The sequence below is a fragment of the Myroides phaeus genome (genome assembly GCF_009799805.1).
GTDB classification, from domain to species: Bacteria; Bacteroidota; Bacteroidia; order Flavobacteriales; family Flavobacteriaceae; genus Flavobacterium; species Flavobacterium phaeum_A.
On record NZ_CP047050.1, the window covers coordinates 132,000 to 150,367 of the forward strand.

15 protein-coding genes and 4 tRNA genes are annotated in these 18,368 nt (G+C 32.8%); 6 read left to right on the top strand and 13 right to left on the bottom strand.

What is annotated here, in order from left to right; genetic code table 11:
• Positions 1–114 precede the first annotated feature (114 nt).
• From GQS07_RS00525 to GQS07_RS00555, 7 genes are all read right to left on the bottom strand, one after another.
• A complete protein-coding gene (locus GQS07_RS00525) occupies positions 115–1,974 on the bottom strand; it encodes an ABC-F family ATP-binding cassette domain-containing protein (RefSeq protein ID WP_158209193.1) in 1,860 nt (619 codons plus the stop codon).
• 65 nt (positions 1,975–2,039) lie between these two features.
• A complete protein-coding gene (locus GQS07_RS00530; RefSeq protein ID WP_158209194.1) occupies positions 2,040–3,173 on the bottom strand; it encodes a metallophosphoesterase in 1,134 nt (377 codons plus the stop codon).
• Entirely contained in the window at positions 3,174–6,128 is a 2,955-nt protein-coding gene (locus GQS07_RS00535; RefSeq protein ID WP_158209195.1) for a histidine kinase, read from the bottom strand.
• Positions 6,125–6,853: a LytR/AlgR family response regulator transcription factor gene (locus GQS07_RS00540; RefSeq protein ID WP_158209196.1), complete on the bottom strand. Its 729-nt coding sequence runs from the start codon at positions 6,851–6,853 to the stop codon at positions 6,125–6,127. Before GQS07_RS00540 ends, GQS07_RS00535 begins: the two co-directional genes overlap by 4 nt.
• A gap of 509 nt (positions 6,854–7,362) precedes the next feature.
• Positions 7,363–8,244, bottom strand: a complete 882-nt coding sequence (locus GQS07_RS00545) for an IS3 family transposase (protein WP_158211301.1) — start codon at positions 8,242–8,244, stop codon at positions 7,363–7,365.
• Between the two features lie 23 nt (positions 8,245–8,267).
• Positions 8,268–8,813, bottom strand: coding sequence for a hypothetical protein (locus GQS07_RS00550; protein ID WP_158209197.1), 546 nt, complete (start codon positions 8,811–8,813; stop codon positions 8,268–8,270).
• 213 nt (positions 8,814–9,026) lie between these two features.
• Complete coding sequence (locus GQS07_RS00555) at positions 9,027–10,625, bottom strand: ABC transporter substrate-binding protein (RefSeq protein ID WP_158209198.1); 1,599 nt, start codon at positions 10,623–10,625, stop codon at positions 9,027–9,029.
• Positions 10,626–10,716: 91 nt separating this feature from the next.
• On the opposite strand from GQS07_RS00555, the gene mtaB reads away from it, so the two are divergent.
• The gene (gene mtaB / locus GQS07_RS00560; RefSeq protein WP_158209199.1) at positions 10,717–12,033 is read left to right on the top strand and encodes a tRNA (N(6)-L-threonylcarbamoyladenosine(37)-C(2))-methylthiotransferase MtaB; all 1,317 of its coding nucleotides are present in this window, start codon (positions 10,717–10,719) and stop codon (positions 12,031–12,033) included.
• A gap of 100 nt (positions 12,034–12,133) precedes the next feature.
• On the opposite strand, the gene GQS07_RS00565 is transcribed toward mtaB, so the two are convergent.
• Positions 12,134–12,415 (bottom strand): GNAT family N-acetyltransferase, encoded by a 282-nt coding sequence (locus tag GQS07_RS00565; RefSeq protein ID WP_158209200.1) that lies wholly within the window; start codon positions 12,413–12,415, stop codon positions 12,134–12,136.
• Between the two features lie 190 nt (positions 12,416–12,605).
• Here GQS07_RS00565 and GQS07_RS00570 point away from each other — a divergent pair, with 190 nt between their 5' ends.
• The 3 genes from GQS07_RS00570 (at position 12,606) to GQS07_RS00580 (ending at position 14,516) form a co-directional block, all read left to right on the top strand.
• Positions 12,606–13,265 (top strand): alpha/beta hydrolase, encoded by a 660-nt coding sequence (locus tag GQS07_RS00570; protein ID WP_158209201.1) that lies wholly within the window; start codon positions 12,606–12,608, stop codon positions 13,263–13,265.
• Positions 13,266–14,174 (top strand): lytic transglycosylase domain-containing protein, encoded by a 909-nt coding sequence (locus tag GQS07_RS00575; RefSeq protein ID WP_158209202.1) that lies wholly within the window; start codon positions 13,266–13,268, stop codon positions 14,172–14,174.
• Between the two features lie 138 nt (positions 14,175–14,312).
• The gene (locus tag GQS07_RS00580; RefSeq protein WP_158209203.1) at positions 14,313–14,516 is read left to right on the top strand and encodes a hypothetical protein; all 204 of its coding nucleotides are present in this window, start codon (positions 14,313–14,315) and stop codon (positions 14,514–14,516) included.
• Here GQS07_RS00580 and GQS07_RS00585 read toward each other — a convergent pair.
• The 5 genes from GQS07_RS00585 to GQS07_RS00605 all read right to left on the bottom strand — a co-directional run bounded on the left by GQS07_RS00585 (position 14,511) and on the right by GQS07_RS00605 (position 15,899).
• Positions 14,511–15,311, bottom strand: a complete 801-nt coding sequence (locus GQS07_RS00585; protein ID WP_158209204.1) for an alpha/beta fold hydrolase — start codon at positions 15,309–15,311, stop codon at positions 14,511–14,513. The two genes, GQS07_RS00580 and GQS07_RS00585, sit on opposite strands and share 6 nt — an antisense overlap.
• Positions 15,312–15,517: 206 nt before the next feature.
• Positions 15,518–15,591 (bottom strand) — tRNA-Arg (locus tag GQS07_RS00590).
• A gap of 24 nt (positions 15,592–15,615) precedes the next feature.
• Positions 15,616–15,690, bottom strand: a tRNA-Pro gene (locus tag GQS07_RS00595).
• A gap of 42 nt (positions 15,691–15,732) precedes the next feature.
• Positions 15,733–15,807 (bottom strand) — tRNA-Pro (locus GQS07_RS00600).
• Between the two features lie 8 nt (positions 15,808–15,815).
• A tRNA-Ser gene (locus GQS07_RS00605) sits at positions 15,816–15,899 on the bottom strand.
• Positions 15,900–16,180: 281 nt separating this feature from the next.
• On the opposite strand from GQS07_RS00605, the gene GQS07_RS00610 reads away from it, so the two are divergent.
• The gene (locus GQS07_RS00610; protein ID WP_158209205.1) at positions 16,181–17,359 is read left to right on the top strand and encodes an acetyl-CoA C-acyltransferase; all 1,179 of its coding nucleotides are present in this window, start codon (positions 16,181–16,183) and stop codon (positions 17,357–17,359) included.
• Positions 17,360–17,443: 84 nt separating this feature from the next.
• Positions 17,444–18,205, top strand: coding sequence for a C40 family peptidase (locus GQS07_RS00615; RefSeq protein WP_090407510.1), 762 nt, complete (start codon positions 17,444–17,446; stop codon positions 18,203–18,205).
• Positions 18,206–18,368: the final 163 nt, after the last annotated feature.

Sequence of the window (18,368 nt, forward strand, 5' to 3'; positions counted from 1 at the left end):
CAATTATATCCTAAATTAAAGGAGGCAGTAACGCTTTTTTTTAGTAAAAAGCACAAAAAAAAGCGTGATAAACAATTTTTATCACGCTTTTTACATTTTTATTTCTTTGTGTTTTTACCCTTCCATTTTAGCAGAAAGTTCGAACCATTTTTCTTCTTTTTCTTCTAATTCGTTTAAAACTTTTTGAAGTTCATTTGCTTTCTCGTCAATTTGACTTTCGTCTACCTTTCCTTCTGAAAACAATGCTTCTATTTTCGCTTTTTTAGTTTCAAGATTACCAATTTCTCTTTCTAATTTTTGGTATTCTTTCTGCTCTTGAAAAGTCAAACCATTTTTAACTTGTGCTTCTTTCCAATTTACTTTCTCTTTAGGAGCGTCGTCTTTTAAAGGTTCTATACTATCTTCGTATGCACGATAATCAGAGTAGTTACCAGGAAAATCTTCAATCTCCCCTTCTCCTCTAAAGACAAACATATGATCTACAATCTTATCCATGAAATATCTATCGTGAGATACAACCACTAAACACCCCGGATAATCTAATAAAAAACTTTCTAAAACGTTTAATGTAACGATATCTAAATCATTTGTAGGCTCATCCAGAATTAAAAAGTTAGGGTTCTGGATAAGAACTGTACATAAATAAAGTCGCTTTAACTCTCCTCCACTTAACTTTTCTACAAAATCGTGCTGCTTTTTTCTATCAAATAGGAAGCGTTCTAACAATTGCCCTGCAGAAATAGTTCTTCCTTTAGCAAGAGGAATAAACTCTCCATACTCTTTAATAACATCAATAACCTTTTGCTCTGGTTTAGCTACGATACCTCCCTGTGTATAGTATCCTATTTTTATTGTTTCACCAATAACTACTTTACCTGCATCTGGTTGTAATCCTTGTGTCAATATATTAAGGAACGTTGATTTACCTGAACCATTCTTACCAATGATACCGATTCTATCTCCTTTTTGAAATGAATAACTAAAATCATTTAAAATGACTTTATCATTAAATTTCTTATGAAGCTTGTGAAGTTCTACAATCTTACTTCCCATACGCTCCATATTGATTTCAAGCTCTACCTGATGCTCTATTCTTCTACTATGTGCTTTTTCTTTAATTACAAAGAAATCATCAATACGAGATTTAGATTTTGTTGTACGTGCTTTTGGCTGTCTTCTCATCCAAGATAACTCTTTCACAAACAGGTTTTGCGCTTTATCAATGCTTGCATTTTCAGCCGCAATACGCTCATCTTTTTTCTCTAAATAGTACGAATAGTTTCCTTTATACTGATAAATCTTACCATTGTCTAACTCAATAATCTCATTACACACGCGCTCTAAGAAAAAACGGTCGTGCGTAACCATAAACAAAGTAATATTCTCTTTAGCGAAGTAATTCTCTAACCATTCAATCATTTCAAGATCTAAGTGGTTGGTAGGCTCATCTAAAATTAATAAATCTGGTTTATTAATCAAGATTATAGCTAATGCTAAACGCTTGCGTTGTCCTCCAGATAAGGTCTTTACCTTAGCTTTTAAGTCCTCTAATTTCAGTTTAAACAATATTTGCTTATACTGTGTTTCAAAGTCCCACGCATTATGCGCTTCCATCTTTTCAAAAGCTTTTTGATAAGCATCCGCATCGTCTGGATTTTCTAAAGCCTTTTCATACTCTTCGATTACCTTTAGCGACTCATTATCTGAAGCAAAAATACTTTCTTCAATTGTTAATTCATCTTGTAAATTTGGCTCTTGTGACAAGAATTCCATACGAATTCCTTTTCTCATCACAACTTGTCCTGCATCTGGAAAGTCTTCACCAGTCAATATTTTTAATATTGTAGTTTTTCCTGTACCATTTTTAGCAACGAACGCAATTTTCTGGTCCTTGTTAATTCCAAAAGAAACATCCTCAAAAAGTGTACGTGCACCAAAGGATTTCGCTATATTCTCAACTGATAAATAATTCACAATCTTTAATTTTTTTACAAAAATAGGCTTTTATTTTACGATAATGAAAAACTCTTATTTTCCACCTATTTCTTGCTGTTTTTACCTTTTAAATTTACTACAACATACTCAGACCTTGTCCCCACTCTATAACGTCCTCCCCAAATGCCAATTCCTGAACTAACATAATATTGTGTATCATCCTTTTTAGAGTAACCATAAGAGTTTTCAAACAAACGATCTGTAATCCAAGAAATCGGCCAAACTTGGCCTCTATGGGTATGTCCTGAAAATTGTAAATCAATTTTATTCTCTGCAGCCTCTTCAAGCTGATAAGGCTGATGATCTAATAGTATATTAACGGTATTATCTTGCATATTTTCAACCAATACTGACATCTTCTTCCTTTTGAGATTTGTTTTATCATCTCTACCTATTACATTAAGGTTTAAATCCTCAAAATGAATAACACTATCTCTTAAAACAGTAATATTAGCCGATTTAAGAAACTCTATGCTTCTTTCTATTCCTGACAGATACTCGTGATTACCAACACAAGCAAAGGTTCCGTATTTGCTTTTAAACTGTTTCAATACGTTGTCAAGCTGATAATACTGTAAAGGAAGTAAACTCACATCGATTAAATCACCTGCCACCAATATAAAATCAGCTTTTTCTTTATTAACCAATTTTACCCAGCTGCTTAATTCTTTATTTTCAATTGCATATCCCATATGCATATCTGTCAAAACAACGATCTTTAAATCGTTTGGCAACTCTTTATCAACCTCTAAATTAAGCTCAACTCGCTTCTTTTGTAAGTAATTTATATGTCCTAATAAAGCAATAAATAACGTTCCCCCTATTAGTAACATTCCTCTTTGGGGAGATAAACTATCAAATACCCAATGGTTTGAATGTATAAATAGCCCATTCATCAATCTCCCGAAATCAAAGAAAACCGTAAGTAAAAAAGCTTGAATGATAAGCATAAACCAACCTGTTCCAACTTTATACAAAGTAGAAGCTAAATAAACAGGTATTCGTTTTCCTATTGCAAAAAACAATAGAATACTAAAAGTCAAGAAAACTGCGATAAGCATAAAAAGCACTTTAGCCGCAAGAGAAGATTCTACTAAAATTGATGAATATCCTGAAAACACATAAACATTCGCAATTAAGTATAACAATAAAATAGCTGTAAAAATATATTTCTTCATTTAGATAATAACTTCTTTCAATATTAACTTCACAACAGTTCCTTCTGTTGTTCTTTCTACAGTTAAATCTTCGTCTAAATATTCTTGAATCAAGGACATACGCTCACGAACAATAGTCATTCCGTGAGATACGTGAGTTGACTTCTTCTGAGAAGCACTACCTATACCATTGTCAATTATATTAATTATCACATCTTTATTTTGTCTTGTAATAACAATTCTAATTAGAGGTGATTCTATTGACTTTGGAAAAGCGTGAATTAAACTATTCTCTACGAATGGTTGTAATAACATTGGTGGTAATAAAATATCACTAACCCCTTCATCAACTTCCTCTACACTAAATGTTACCCTACCATCCAAACGCATATTCTCTATGAGTACATAGTCTTTTAAATACTCACATTCTTCTTTTAAAGTAATTCTCTCTTTTGAAGAAATCGTTAATGTTTTTCGAATTAATTTTGCAAAACAATCTAAATAATAAAGTGCATCATCAACTTCTTCTTTTATTATATAATATTGAATAAAGCTCAGCACATTGAAAATAAAATGGGAATTGAACTGACTTCTAACTGACATTAATTTCACTTCAGCAAGACGCTTTTCATACTCATATTTCTTCCTTTTAACTGCCTCTTCTTTCTTTATCTGTACTAATCTTGCTTTGTAAAAAAGGAAAAAGATTCCAATTACAACAAGTGTAGCAACAATATAAAACCAAAGTTTAGTGTAAAATGGCGCTTGAATATCTAAAAACAACAAGGGATAAATTAATTCACTCCCACTATCGTAGTCATATATTTTAATATCTATCGGATAAATTCCGGACTGTAGATAATGCAAATCTAACCTATTACTTTTTACATTCACCCAATTTTCAGAAGGTTTTAACCTATATTGAAAGTGAAGTTTATCTGGAAATTTAGCCCCTAAAACATCAAAACCGATTTGTAAATTATTTTGATTAGCTTTTAATTCAAGCATTTTTATATCGTAATAAGGCTTTCCTTCCTTTGATTTTTCAACACCATTTATTACTATTTTAGAAATACTAACCTGTAGGCTGATATTCTTCTTTTTAAAATAACTAACATCTAATGTAGAAAGTCCTTTTCCACTACCGATATACAATAGATTACCCAATAATAAATCTGAAGTTATTTCTCCTCTACCAAATCCCTGCTCTTTATTAAAGAAGAACTTATTGTCATTTTCTATAACAGTCAATCCTTTATTAGTTCCTATTAACAGTTTTTTATCTGCAAACTCTAATAAATTTATATTGCTCCCGTTTATCTCACTATTAGAAATAAACTCCACTACTTCATATTTACCACTCTTTGTCTCAAGTCCATATATATCATTAAAATCAGTAGCTACATACAAAACTTCATTATCACCTACAGCTAATTCCTTAAGCCTACTTTCTGCAAACAGTCCTTTTCCTTTTAGAGAAGTAAACTTACCTTCTTCATATACATATAAACCATCTAAAGCACCTGCAAAAAACATTTTATTTGTAGTATGGGCAATATCAATTACATCACGAGGAATATCAACACTCTCTATCCTAAAATGGTAATCATAATCCATCTTATCAAGATCTCGATATACACGAACTCCTCCATAAGGATTTGTTTCTACTAAATTGTTTTTATAAAAACCATACTCATACGTATGAATAGGATAATAAGACATAATATAGCCATTGCGATCAAGCTTGAAGATTCCAATATTTGTACTTACCCACAAGTCACTTCTATTTTTGACTGCTTTATAAAAGACAATATTTTCAGCTTTCAAATTGTAATCTATTTCAAAAAAGTGATTTGAAATAGTAGCAATATCACTATACTTTTTATAATGTTGTTCTTGATAACTTTTAAAAACATTTAAAGCTACGTTTTTAATTTCCTTGTCATCTTGAGTTATGATTAGCCCCCTATCTGAAAAAATAAAGACACGACGATCTAACTCACCAACAGCCATAACGTGTCCTACAGAACTATTATGCATTAAAGGTGAGAACAAATCAACTTGAAATAAACCTTGACTCTTTGTTCCTAAGTATAAAAAATCATTTTTCTTATCCAGACTTATCGAATATAAATCTGTAGCATCAATACCAAATACTTTTGTAATCTCTTCTAAAGACTCGCCGTCCCATCGAAATACACCACCACCACTTTCGTAAACATTTGCACTTACAAAATACACTTGATTATTAACCTCCTGTATGTCACGAATACTTGGTATTTCTATTTGAGCGACTAACTGTTTCTTTTTAAAATCCTTTACAAACAAACCAGTCTGACACCCATAAAATACTAAACCATCTTTTTGATGAACGGCAAAAATTCTTCGCTGATCATCTACTTTTATTAGTTTATTATTATTAACTGTAAAGACACCGTCATTTATTGTGGTTAAATAAATTATATCATCAAACTCAAAAAAACCACTTACCTCAAAAGGATGTTGCAAACTCTTTTCAAAAGAAGGGTTCACTATTTTAAAACTACCTTTATAAATTACAGATACCCCTTCTGAAGTAGCAACATAGATGACATTTTTATACGAAAATATCTTCCTAATTCGATCAGATAATAATCCGTCTTTTTTTGTAATTATTCGTTTCTCTGTTTTTCCACGAAATAAAACCCCTTGTCCATAACTACCAATCCACATATTTCCTTCAGCATCCTCAAGAATATCCGATATATTGGTATAGCGATATTCTGCAGCATCCTCATTAGGTTTTACGTTTCCTTGTATCTTTTGTGCCAATCCAGACCTCGAGCCAATCCATAAAACTCCCTTTGAATCCACACAAAGTGCTCTAACATCATTAGCTATTAATCCATTATCAATTGTGTACTGTTTCGTTACAATTCCTTGAGCAAAAGAAATCATAGAAACAAAAAACAAATAAATAGCTAAAAAAAATCTCATAAGTTAAAAGCAGCTAACCCTTTCATTGCTGAAGCAGCAACAGAAACCTCATTTTCATCTAAATCACTATTAACAAAAGCATTAGCCTTAAAATACACTCTATTGTTGTCGTTTTTATCTATATACTCTACCTTATCTAAGTTAACAATATAAGATCTATTTACTCGAACAAGGTTTTTATGTTTAAGCTTCACTTCAATAGCTTTCAATGTTTTTGACAGCAAATGTTTTTGATCTTTCAAGTAAATTTCACAATAGTTATCCGAAGCTTTACAATAAACAATATCTTCAACTTTAACAATATGCCTTTTTTGATTACTTTTCACTACTTTATAGTAAAACTGAAATCCCTCTATCTCTTTATATTTATCAAAAACATTCTGAACATCAGCAATATTAATTGGTTTCATTAAATACTTTAAGCAATTGTACTCATTAATAGCGTCAATAGCATACTTTTCATAAGCCGTAGTAAAAACAACTTGGAAAGTGTCTTTATTAACATACTTAAATAATTCAAAACCATTTTCTTCTGGCATATGAATGTCTAAAAAAACTATATTCGGAGAATAATTATCAATTGCCTTTACAGCTTCTTGAACTGATGATACTGTATGTACTACAATACGTTCATAATACTTAACTTTCTTTTCAATAATTGTTTTTAAAACTTCTGCTACTTTTGGCTCGTCATCAACGATTAGAGCAACTAATTCGTTATTCATTTGTCGTAAGGTGTTTGTGGTGTTTGTAAGATGTTATCACCTGAAGTGATAATTGCAAATTTAAGAAATTGAAATATATTTTAAGACATCTATTCACCATTTATAACCTATTTTCAAGCAATTTCATTAGGCTTTATATCAATTTTTGATCAAATATGTATTCTCGTTTTGAGAATTTAATTATGGGTGAATTATTCCTTCTTTGTTCTATAATATCGTATTTATAAAAATGTAGAAAAAACACTCTCTTTTTGATAAATATTACAAAACAATTCCTCCCTTATTATCAAGCTTGTTTTTTCTTGTTCATATACAAGGTACTTCTATATACTATCTATATTTTTTGTATATCCAATCTATAATTCAACATAGTTTCTATACATTGGGTATACATAGACTATACATACACTATACAAGCACTCAAAATAAAATTTGTCTCGTCCTACTATAGCTGTACAGCTATAGTTGATAATCCTGTTTTGTACTGTACAGTTATTTCAGTAATCCTATTACTGCTGTACAAGTTCTTTTTTCTCTGTTTTATTCTTGTAATAATTCTTCCATCTTTTAGGAAGCACCCCTGTTTTTAGGTGCGCTTGATTAGGAGTTAATCTATCACAACTATTGTGAGGTCTAATTTGATTATAAGCTTCTATGCTATTACCTATTTTTTCCTTAGTTTTTTGATACCCTAAACTTGAGTAGTTTAGATTAAACTCTCCTTTAATTATGCCATTTACTCGCTCTGCTATTGCGTTATCTCTTGGCTCTCCACTTTGTGTAGTACTTATTGATATATCGTTATCTATTAATAACTGAGTGTAAGTAGCGCTACAGTATTGGCATCCTCTATCAGAATGATGAATAAGTTTTTCTGTATACATTCTATTTTTTAACGCCATTGTTAAGGCTTTCAAACACCCTTTTGTAGTCAAATCTAGATTAAAACTATATCCCATTATTTTATGTGAATAAGCATCTGTGATTAAACTCAGATATCCCCAAGCATTATTTAGTCGTATATATGTAATATCACTTACCCAAAATTGCTCTGGTCTAATAACCTTTACACCATTATACAAGTCCAAATATTGACCTCTCCATGCTCTAGAATCTGTTGTGTATGCTTTTCGTTTGCGCTGCCTAATCAACATTTTTTGACTATCTAATAAATCAAATAAATAATCTCTGCCTATGCTTATCTTATGTGTAGCTAAGCGTTCTTGGAGCATATACTGAAGTTTTCGAGTACCTACCTTAGGAAGGCTGGTTCTGATTTTCAATACTTCTTGTAAGATGATATCATCTTTTATTGATTGCCGCTCATATTTATTAATTGACTGATAATAAGCACTTCGTGTTTTCCCAAACAGTTTACATATTTTGTCTATTCCCTTGGTAGGATATAAGAGTTTTACTTCTTCAACTGCTTGGAACCAGACTTTTTTCTAATATCAATATCCAATTTTTTTTCTGCTACATCAATCAAAGTATTTAATGCTACTATCTTAAATTGTGCTTCAGCTAAAGCCTTTTTTAAAGCTTTTACTTCTAAAGATTCTAAATTAGTTGTTTTTTCTTCCATAAGAATTGGAATGTTAATTTCTTTACAAAGATCTTTGTTTTTATTGTAATTAACTAACAACCAATTTGTTATTGTACTTTTACTTTCGATTCCATACGCTATACAAGCTTCTTTTATAGTCATTTTGTGTTCTGTAATACTATGAACTACTTGACGTTTTAAGCTTTCTGAATAAATTTTATTCCTGCGTGTTTGATGAAACTCTATACTTCCATATTTCTTGATCCAACGACTCACCGTTGGTTGCCTTAAATCATACTTGAGAGTAACTGAACTTTGGGTAGCTCCATTTTCTATTTCTTGAATTACTTTTTCAATAAATTTCAAGTGATAACGATCTGTCTTTTTTTGTCTTGTTTGATTACTATTTTCCATTTTTAACTGTTTTAAAACTGTACAGTTATTTTAGGACGGGTCAAGCACTTTTATTTAAGAATAAAACTACTTATATTCCCAGTTAATCAAGCTAAAACAATACGACATAAGCTCTTTAAAACAAAAATAGCACCCTATGGAATAGGATGCTATTTTCTTATAATCTACTACTTTCTTGTTTTCAGAGTAACACTATTGTTGTGAACACTTCTATTAATCCTTTCTAACTTTCTTTAAAAAGAGATTATTCATCGGATTAATTCCCAGTCCTTTTATATCTTGCTGAGAGAACCTTGCTGCTTTGTCGTAAAACAAAATAATAGCGGGTACCTCATCGGCTACAATAGCATCCATTTTTTCATAAATAGCTTGTCTTTTACTATTATCAACCTCTTTAAAAGCACTTGCATATAATTTATCGTATTCTATATTGGCAAAGCGCGTATAATTAGGTCCGTTAGGAGCTTTGTTTTGCGAATAAAAAAGTGACAAATAGTTTTCCGCATCAGGATAATCGGCAATCCAACTCCCTCTAAAAAAGGCTACCTTACCCGATGCCATTCCTTGTCTTAACGTGGCAGGTGGGGTTACATCTACCACTACATCTACGCCTATTTTCTTCCACTCGCGCTGTAAATACTCACCAATATCTATATAAGTAGCGTTAGTTGATAAAACAACCTCTACTCTTTTTTGTCCTGTTTCTTTTTTGTACGAGTCCACTAATAACTTCGCTTGGGCTACATCATAAAGTTTATCTACTTTTATATTTCCTTCAAGTCCTGTTGGAATAATACCTCCAACGTTACTCTCCCCCATACCATTGCGCAAATACAACAGCATTTTATGTCTGTCAAAGCCAATGTTTAACGCTTTTCGAATACGCTTATCTTGTGTCGGCCCAGGTACGTCAAGGTTAAAACCAAGATACTCTGTATTCAAATATGGCCCAGTTTCCATTTGAATTCGCTCATTGTATTTCTCCTGTAACTTCCCATCTACAGTAATCAACTCATCTTTATACGACGGGTCTAATCCTGAAATAAAGTCTAAATTACCTTGTATAAACTGGAGAAAACCACTTTGTTTGTCTGGTAAAAAAGTAACAGAAACAGCCTCTAAATAAGGTAATCTAACGCCATCTTGATCATATTCAAAATAGTCTGTATTCTTACGCAATACAAGTTTTACATTCTCTTCCCAAAACTTAAAATAGAAAGGACCTGTTCCAATAGGATGTGATCGGAAATCATAACTTTTATCTTCCACCACTTCTTTAGGTACAACTGATGCGTAACGCATTGACAGCAACCCTAAAAATCCGGGAAATGCTTCTTTTAAGTTAATTTGAAATACAGTATCGTTAATTGTTTTAAACGAATCTACCTTTTGAAAAATCCACGCTCCTGGAGATACGACATTACTGTCTAACAAACGATAAAAGCTATATTCGAAGTCATTAGCTGTAACTGTACGCGTACTATCTACACCAAAATTTGGATGTTTGTGAAAGCGAACGTCTTTTCGAAGTGTAAACTGATATGTTTTTCCGTCTTCACTAATTGTCCACGATTTAGCCACATCGGGCTGTACGTGCAGACTATCATCTAATTGTACTAACCCATTAAACAATTGATTACAAGGCCAAATTATGGCCATACTGCGTGCAAAAGCGGGGTCTAATGTTTGAATATTAGCACTTTCATTATATCTAAAAACTACCTTATCTATATCTTTAGTCGTTTTATTTTGACACGAAAGAGCCAATACACCGACACAAAATATTGAAACGTAATAAATTATTGATTTCATCAAACCGAATTTTGTATGTAAATTTGCAAACCTTTTTATTATCGAAAAAAGTAAATATAATTCAAAGTTACTACTATAGTAAGTAATCAATATGGAAAATAGAAAAAAAGTAGCTTTTTATACCTTAGGTTGTAAACTTAACTTTTCTGAAACATCTACCATTGCAAGAAACTTTGCAGAGGAAGGTTTTGACAGAGTGGAGTTTGATGAAGTGGCAGATATCTACGTTATCAATACTTGTTCTGTAACAGAAAATGCAGACAAACAGTTTAAACAAATTGTAAAAAAAGCTCAAAAGAAAAATAACAAAGCCTTTGTTGCTGCCGTTGGATGTTATGCTCAGTTAAAACCTGAGGAATTAGTAGCTGTAGACGGAGTTGACTTAGTGCTTGGTGCTACTGAGAAGTTCAAAATTACCGATTATATCAATGACCTTTCTAAAAATGATATGGGAGAAGTTCACTCTTGTGAAATCTCTGAAGCTGATTTTTATGTAGGTAGTTATTCTATTGGTGATAGAACAAGAGCTTTCTTAAAGGTACAAGACGGTTGTGATTATAAATGTACTTATTGTACTATTCCTTTAGCAAGAGGTATCTCAAGAAGTGATACAATGGATAATGTTTTGAAAAATGCGAGTGAGATTGCAGCACAAGACATTAAAGAAATTGTACTTACTGGTGTTAATATCGGTGATTATGGTAAAGGTGAGTTTGGAAATAAAAAACACGAACATACGTTTCTTGAGTTAGTACAAGCTTTGGATGAAGTGGAAGGAATCGAAAGATTGCGTATTTCATCTATTGAACCAAACTTATTGAAAAATGAAACGATTGATTTCGTTTCTCAAAGCAGAACGTTTGTACCTCACTTCCACATTCCTCTTCAATCGGGTTGTAATGATATCTTGAAAAAGATGAAACGCCGTTATTTAAGAGAGTTATATGTAGAGCGTGTTACTCGTATCAAAGAAGTAATGCCAGACTGTTGTATTGGTGTTGACGTAATTGTTGGTTTCCCTGGTGAAACAGACGAGAAGTTCTTAGAAACATATAATTTCTTAAACGAACTTGATATTTCTTATTTACACGTGTTTACGTACTCTGAAAGAGATAACACTGAAGCGGTTGATATGGAAGAAGTAGTTCCAATGAACGCACGTAATAAGAGAAGTAAAATGTTACGCGGACTTTCTGTTAAGAAAAGACGTGCTTTTTACGAATCACAAATCGGAAAAGAGAAAACGGTTCTTTTTGAAAGTGAAAACAAAGAAGGATATATCCACGGATTTACAGAAAACTATGTAAAAGTTAAGTGTCCTTGGAACCCTGAATTGGTAAACACACTACACAAAGTGAAATTGACTAAAATAGATGATGACGGTATTGTAAGAATAGACTTCATCTAATAACAATAACTAAAAAAGCCCTATATACGTATATATAGGGCTTTTTTAATCCTCTGGATTTATAAATGTAAGTGTAATTAATCTTTATTTGGTTGTATAATTAGATTCTAATCCCCGGAGGTAACATTTCTTTGTACACTGGATTTTTTCTAAAGAAGGATACAATCTTCGGATGCGTAGGTACGACTCTCAACTTCTTCTCGCGTACTAAGTCCAAAATTCCTTTTAAAAAGTCAACTGCCTGACCTTGAACTACATTTTCCAAACCTTTAAGTTTCGTAAGGAAAATTTTTCTTTCTTGTAGTGAATACTCTACACTAAGTAACCCATTTTCAGATTCATACTCGAACTGACGTAGCAACTCATTGTCTTTGATTTCCATTATATCTGTAAGTTTTAAAGTTTCCCAAAACCATTATAGACGACTTATTCCATTAGGTAATATGTGGAGAAGTAAAATAAAAAAATAAATACGGCGTATTTCTTTTTTAAAGTCCCTATAATTTCTATATTTAGCAAAGTTCGGGAATATATTCCAATATACCTCGTAAATTCCGTTTAATTTGTTTAAAATGAACAAAATACCTATTTACTTCTTTCCTGGTATGTCCTCTACCTCAGTAATTTTCGACAAAATAACTTTAGATAATTCTAAATACGATTTAATCTTTTTAGAATGGTTACCTATTGAAATGAGTGAGAGTTTAGACGATTATGTCAAAAGATATTTGCCTTTTATCAAACACGAAAATCCTGTGCTAATTGGTGTGTCCTTTGGCGGAATTATCGCTCAAGAAATAAGTAAAATAATTTCTGTACACAAAACAATTATTATATCAAGTGTACGTTCTAATACAGAATTTTCAAGATTTTTCCATTTTTTAAAGAACAGTAAACTTTATAAGTTAATACCTACCGGCTACACTGACAATGCATTGGCTATTTACAAAAAGTTCGTTCCTGAGAAAAAGAAAAAACGATTGGAATTATATAACAAATACTTACCTTTAAGAGATAAAGACTATCTTAAATGGTGTATCAGAGAAATTCTAAATTGGAAGCAAAAAGAGCCTTTAGAAAATGTCATTCAAATTCACGGTACAAAAGATGAAGTCTTTCCAATTAAAAACATAAAAAACGCCATTACTATACCCAATGGTAATCACGCAATGATTATCATCAAGTACAAATGGTTTAACGAACATTTAGACAAACTAATACATTTAAAATAAATGAATAAGACAGTTAGAACAGTAATTTCATTAGCGGCAGTGGTTATTGTTTCCTCTACGTTTATATTTTCTACTTCATTAGGTAAACAATTAACTACTAATGAAGACAGTGCTTATGGAAATGAGCAAGTATTTAACTTACCTAAAAACGCTGAGTTTGCAGGCGAAAGAGTTCCTCTACACATTACAGATGTTAAGGAAAGGTTTGACAGAGAAATGATAGTAAACACAAACCTACACGGTAGTACTATCATCACTATAAAAAGAGCAGAGAGATTCTTCCCTATCATTGAGCCAATCTTAAAAAAGAATGGAGTTCCAGACGATTTCAAATACTTGTGTGTTATTGAAAGTGCTTTAGCAAATGCGGTTTCACCAGCTGGAGCAAGTGGTTTTTGGCAATTTATGAAAGGTACTGCTAAAGACTACGGAATGCTTGTAGATGAAACAATCGACGAGAGATATGACTTAATTAAAGCTACTGAAGCGGCTTGTCAGTATTTCAAAGATGCGAAAAGACGATTTGGAAACTGGACAATGGTTGCGGCGGCTTATAACAGAGGAATGGCGGGAATGCAACGTGCGATGGATAGTCAATACGTAGACAATTACTATGATTTATTCTTAAACCAAGAGACATCTCGCTACGTTTTCAGAATTTTAGCATTGAAAGAGATTATGAGTAATCCTATCAAATATGGTTTTGAAGTGCCTGTTGATGAAAGATACCACATTGTACCTACTAAAAAAGTAAGTGTTGATTATGATATTGATGATTTAGCTCTTTTTGCAAAAGAACAAGGAATCAACTATAAACTACTTAAACTATACAATCCTTGGTTAGTGAACACAAACTTAAAGGTAAAAGGTAAAACATACGATATTGAAATTCCTACAAAAGGGATCTAAAAATAACAAAAGGCACTTCATTTAGAAGTGCCTTTTCCTTTATGATTCATTAGCTTATAAGCTTATTCATTCAATTATTGTATTGTCTTATAAAACTGCTGTATATTTGTGGTGAATAAGATTTCATTTTACAAGACTATGGACAAACAACAATATGTAACAACTGCTTTTGAGCAAATCAGAAAAAAGAATATTGAAACTCCTTTTTATATTGCTGATGGTTGTAAAGTTACAGATTTAGAAATGTACTTAAATAGCTTACGAAAAGGATATCTAAACAGTGTTGACCCACGATTAGAAAAACTATTTCACGACAAAATAGAACAATTAAAATCGTTATAACTTACCATTTATTACTTCTTTTAAAAAAGAAGTAATAACCTCTAACGTTTCTTCTTTACACTCTTTGTGGGGTGTATGCCCTATATTATCAAATATTTTAGTTCTTGTCAGTCCTTGTGCATTCGCAATGGTTACATTGACTTGCTCTAATGTTCCATACTCGTCATCACGACCTTGTATAAACAATAAAGGGGAGCTAATTGCTTTCATTTCTTCAGCCACTGTCCAGTCCTTATAAGAAGGAGACAACCAAGTATCTACCCAGGCTTTCATAATATCATCCACTCTATCTCCGTGATATTTCACTAACCTATCTTTTAAATTAGTAGTTTCATAAGCAACTTGTGCCGCTCTAACTCCTGATAAAGTAAGTTCTTCAACAAATATATGTCCCGCTTCAGCTACTGTACACATTGTTTTTGTAGGATACATAGCAGCAAATAATAAAGCTACTGAAGCCCCATCACTATGTCCAAATGTACAGATGCGCGACAAGTTCATTTCTTCTAACATTAAATTCAAGAATACAGCTTCTTGTTTTAAGTAATCTTTCGATCTTACAGGCGTATCCATCTTATCCGATTGTCCATAACCAATACGGTCGTAAGCAACAACATCACAATTAAGGCTATTTGCAAGCATTTCTGGCCAATCTCTCCACAGAGTTACACATCCAAGCGAATCGTGCAACATAACTAAAGTAAAGTGTCCTGATGAAGGAGTACTTTGCTTAAGATGTTTTACAAATACATTCTTCTCTCCTACTTTGATATATTTTTCTTCTGTGGTGTACATATTCTCAATTTGTTAGAAAGCTAAATAAGACAATTTTTATGGAAGGCAAAAATAAAATTACTGCATAGTAACAATAAAGACAATGCTAAGATTGACGTGGAGCAATAGTCACTTTAAGGGAAGTAGTTAACCTAACGATATAAAAGTGATATAAAATAGAAAAGTATAAAAAACAAAAAAGCCCTTGAAAACAAGGGCTTTTACTGTGATCCAATCAGGATTCGAACCTGAGACCTACTGCTTAGAAGGCAGTTGCTCTATCCAGCTGAGCTATTGGACCTTACCAAATCACTGGGATTTTTTGTCGGGGTGGCAGGATTCGAACCTGCGACCTCCTGGTCCCAAACCAGGCGCGATGACCGGGCTACGCTACACCCCGATTGGGTCATCTTTAGTATATTTTATTGTCTAAGTTATTTCGTCGGGGTGGCAGGATTCGAACCTGCGACCTCCTGGTCCCAAACCAGGCGCGATGACCGGGCTACGCTACACCCCGAAAATAAGCGGAGAGACAGGGACTCGAACCCTGGCATCGGTTACCCGATGACAGATTAGCAATCTGCTCCGTTACCACTCCGGCACCTCTCCGTTGCTTAGATAATTACTTCTCTAATGCGGATGCAAACTTAGCACTACTTTTCATACTATGCAAGCTTTACCAAGAAAAAAAAGCATTTTTTTTCAATAAAAAAACAAACTAATTAATTATCAACAGGATATGATTTAAAGAAAAAAACATTTTTTTATTATTTAATTTTTTATTTCTCTTAATCGAGAAATTTTATGTATTTTCCCAAAACTTTTTTGCGCCCTACTTAATAGGGCAAAACAACCAAAATTGTAAATCAACTTAATTAATACTAAAAATTATGAGTAAAAAAGTAGTTATTGTTTCAGCTGCAAGAACACCGCTTGGTAGTTTCTTAGGAAGTTTATCAACTGTTCCTGCTACTACATTAGGAGCAACTGCTATAAAAGGTGCTTTAGATAAGATTAATCTTGATCCTAAATTAGTGGATGAAGTAATTATGGGGAACGTAGTGCAAGCAGGAGAAGGTCAAGCACCTGCTCGTCAAGCTGCATTAAATGCCGGTTTATCTAATGAAGTACCTTGTACTACAATAAATAAAGTTTGTGCGTCAGGTATGAAGGCTATTATGCAAGCTACTCAAGCTATCTTAGCAGGTGATGCAGATGTTGTTGTTGCTGGTGGTATGGAGAATATGAGTATGATTCCTCATTACATCCATATGCGTAATGGAAACAAATTTGGTCCTGCTACTTTAATTGACGGATTACAAAATGATGGTCTTGTAGATGCATACGACAAAAACGCTATGGGTGTTTCTGCTGATTTATGTGCTTCTACTCACAATATCTCAAGAGAAGAACAAGATGCTTTTGCAATCAAATCATACGAGCGCTCAGCTAAAGCTTGGGATGCTGGTAAATTTGACAATGAAATAGTTCCTGTTGCTGTACCTCAACGCAGAGGTGAACCAATCATCGTTTCTAAAGATGAGGAGTACACAAATGTGAAACTTGACAAAATAACGTCTTTACGTCCTGCTTTTACTAAAGAAGGTACTGTAACTGCTGCAAATGCTTCTACTATCAATGATGGAGCTGCTGCTGTAGTCCTTATGAGTGAAGAAAAAGCATTGAGCTTAGGTTTAAAACCATTAGCTTATATCAAAGGATATGCTGATGCTGCTCACGAGCCTGAGTGGTTTACAACTGCTCCTGCTAAAGCTTTACCTCTTGCTCTTAAAAAAGCAAACGTTTCTGTTGAAGATGTTGACTTCTTCGAATTTAACGAGGCGTTCTCTGTTGTTGGTATTGTAAACACAAAATTACTTAATATCGACCCAGAAAAAGTAAACGTAAATGGTGGTGCTGTTTCATTAGGACACCCTCTTGGATGTTCAGGTGCACGTATTATCGTTACTTTATTAAGCGTATTAGAACAAAACAATGCTAAAGTTGGTGCAGCTGCTATTTGTAATGGTGGTGGTGGTGCTTCTGCTTTAGTTATTGAAAGAGCATAAAATATATTTTCACAATATATCGAAGATGAGTTTGATTTGTTCAAACTCATCTTTTATTTTTGTACAATAATTCAAATTACAAATATGTTTGCATATTGCAACCTTGCTATCGTACCCCTTCGCTCAGAACCAACTGACCGAAGTGAAATGGTTACACAAGTTTTATTCGGAGAACATTTTACTATTTTAGAAACTACTGAAAAGTGGTCTAAAATAGAATTAGCCTTTGACAAATACCAAGGTTGGATAGATAATAAACAATATCAAGAGATTTCTGAAGAGGATTTTATCTATCTTCAAAACACCTCTCCTATTCTTTCTGCTGATTTGGTAGACTTCATTTCGTCTCAAAATAGCCAACTTATGGCGATTCCTTTAGGAAGTTGTCTTACTGGCTTAAAAAAGACCAATATCAATACAGACCAATTCTCATATGAAGGAATGACTATCACTGGTCAGTTTACCAAACAAACGTTCCTAAAAACTGCGTTTATGTACTTAAATTCCCCTTATTTATGGGGAGGAAAGACTCCTTTTGGAATTGACTGTTCTGGTTTTACACAAATGGTTTACCGTATTAACGGTTATAAAATACCACGTGATGCCTCTCAACAAGCTGCTATTGGTGAAGCTCTTAGCTTTATTGAAGAGAGCGAAATAGGTGATTTAGCTTTCTTTGACAATGCAGAAGGTAATATCGTTCACGTAGGAATTATTATGGAAAACAATTATATCATTCACGCACACGGAAAAGTGCGCATTGATAGATTAGACCATTTAGGTATCTATAATATTGACTCTGGTAGACATACCCATAAACTACGTGTTATTAAGAAAATCATCTAATCACACATCTTATTTCTACAATAAAAACACAGTATCCCTTTTATTTAACTTTAAGGGAGATTTCTTGTGTTTTCAGTTTTCAAATACAAAAAGAATTGCGAATAGCCCTTAAATCAGTTATAAAAGGATATTTTTAACTATAATTGCTTGTGCAACTTTTTGA

Coding starts and splice junctions, on each gene's coding strand:
- GQS07_RS00530 (WP_158209194.1), bottom strand. CDS start 3,173: ATGAAGAAATATATTTTTACAGCTATTTTATTGTTATACTTAATTGCG.
- GQS07_RS00535 (WP_158209195.1), bottom strand. CDS start 6,128: ATGAGATTTTTTTTAGCTATTTATTTGTTTTTTGTTTCTATGATTTCT.
- GQS07_RS00540 (WP_158209196.1), bottom strand. CDS start 6,853: ATGAATAACGAATTAGTTGCTCTAATCGTTGATGACGAGCCAAAAGTA.
- GQS07_RS00550 (WP_158209197.1), bottom strand. CDS start 8,813: ATGGAAAATAGTAATCAAACAAGACAAAAAAAGACAGATCGTTATCAC.
- GQS07_RS00555 (WP_158209198.1), bottom strand. CDS start 10,625: ATGAAATCAATAATTTATTACGTTTCAATATTTTGTGTCGGTGTATTG.
- mtaB (WP_158209199.1), top strand. CDS start 10,717: ATGGAAAATAGAAAAAAAGTAGCTTTTTATACCTTAGGTTGTAAACTT.
- GQS07_RS00565 (WP_158209200.1), bottom strand. CDS start 12,415: ATGGAAATCAAAGACAATGAGTTGCTACGTCAGTTCGAGTATGAATCT.
- GQS07_RS00570 (WP_158209201.1), top strand. CDS start 12,606: ATGAACAAAATACCTATTTACTTCTTTCCTGGTATGTCCTCTACCTCA.
- GQS07_RS00575 (WP_158209202.1), top strand. CDS start 13,266: ATGAATAAGACAGTTAGAACAGTAATTTCATTAGCGGCAGTGGTTATT.
- GQS07_RS00580 (WP_158209203.1), top strand. CDS start 14,313: ATGGACAAACAACAATATGTAACAACTGCTTTTGAGCAAATCAGAAAA.
- GQS07_RS00585 (WP_158209204.1), bottom strand. CDS start 15,311: ATGTACACCACAGAAGAAAAATATATCAAAGTAGGAGAGAAGAATGTA.
- GQS07_RS00610 (WP_158209205.1), top strand. CDS start 16,181: ATGAGTAAAAAAGTAGTTATTGTTTCAGCTGCAAGAACACCGCTTGGT.
- GQS07_RS00615 (WP_090407510.1), top strand. CDS start 17,444: ATGTTTGCATATTGCAACCTTGCTATCGTACCCCTTCGCTCAGAACCA.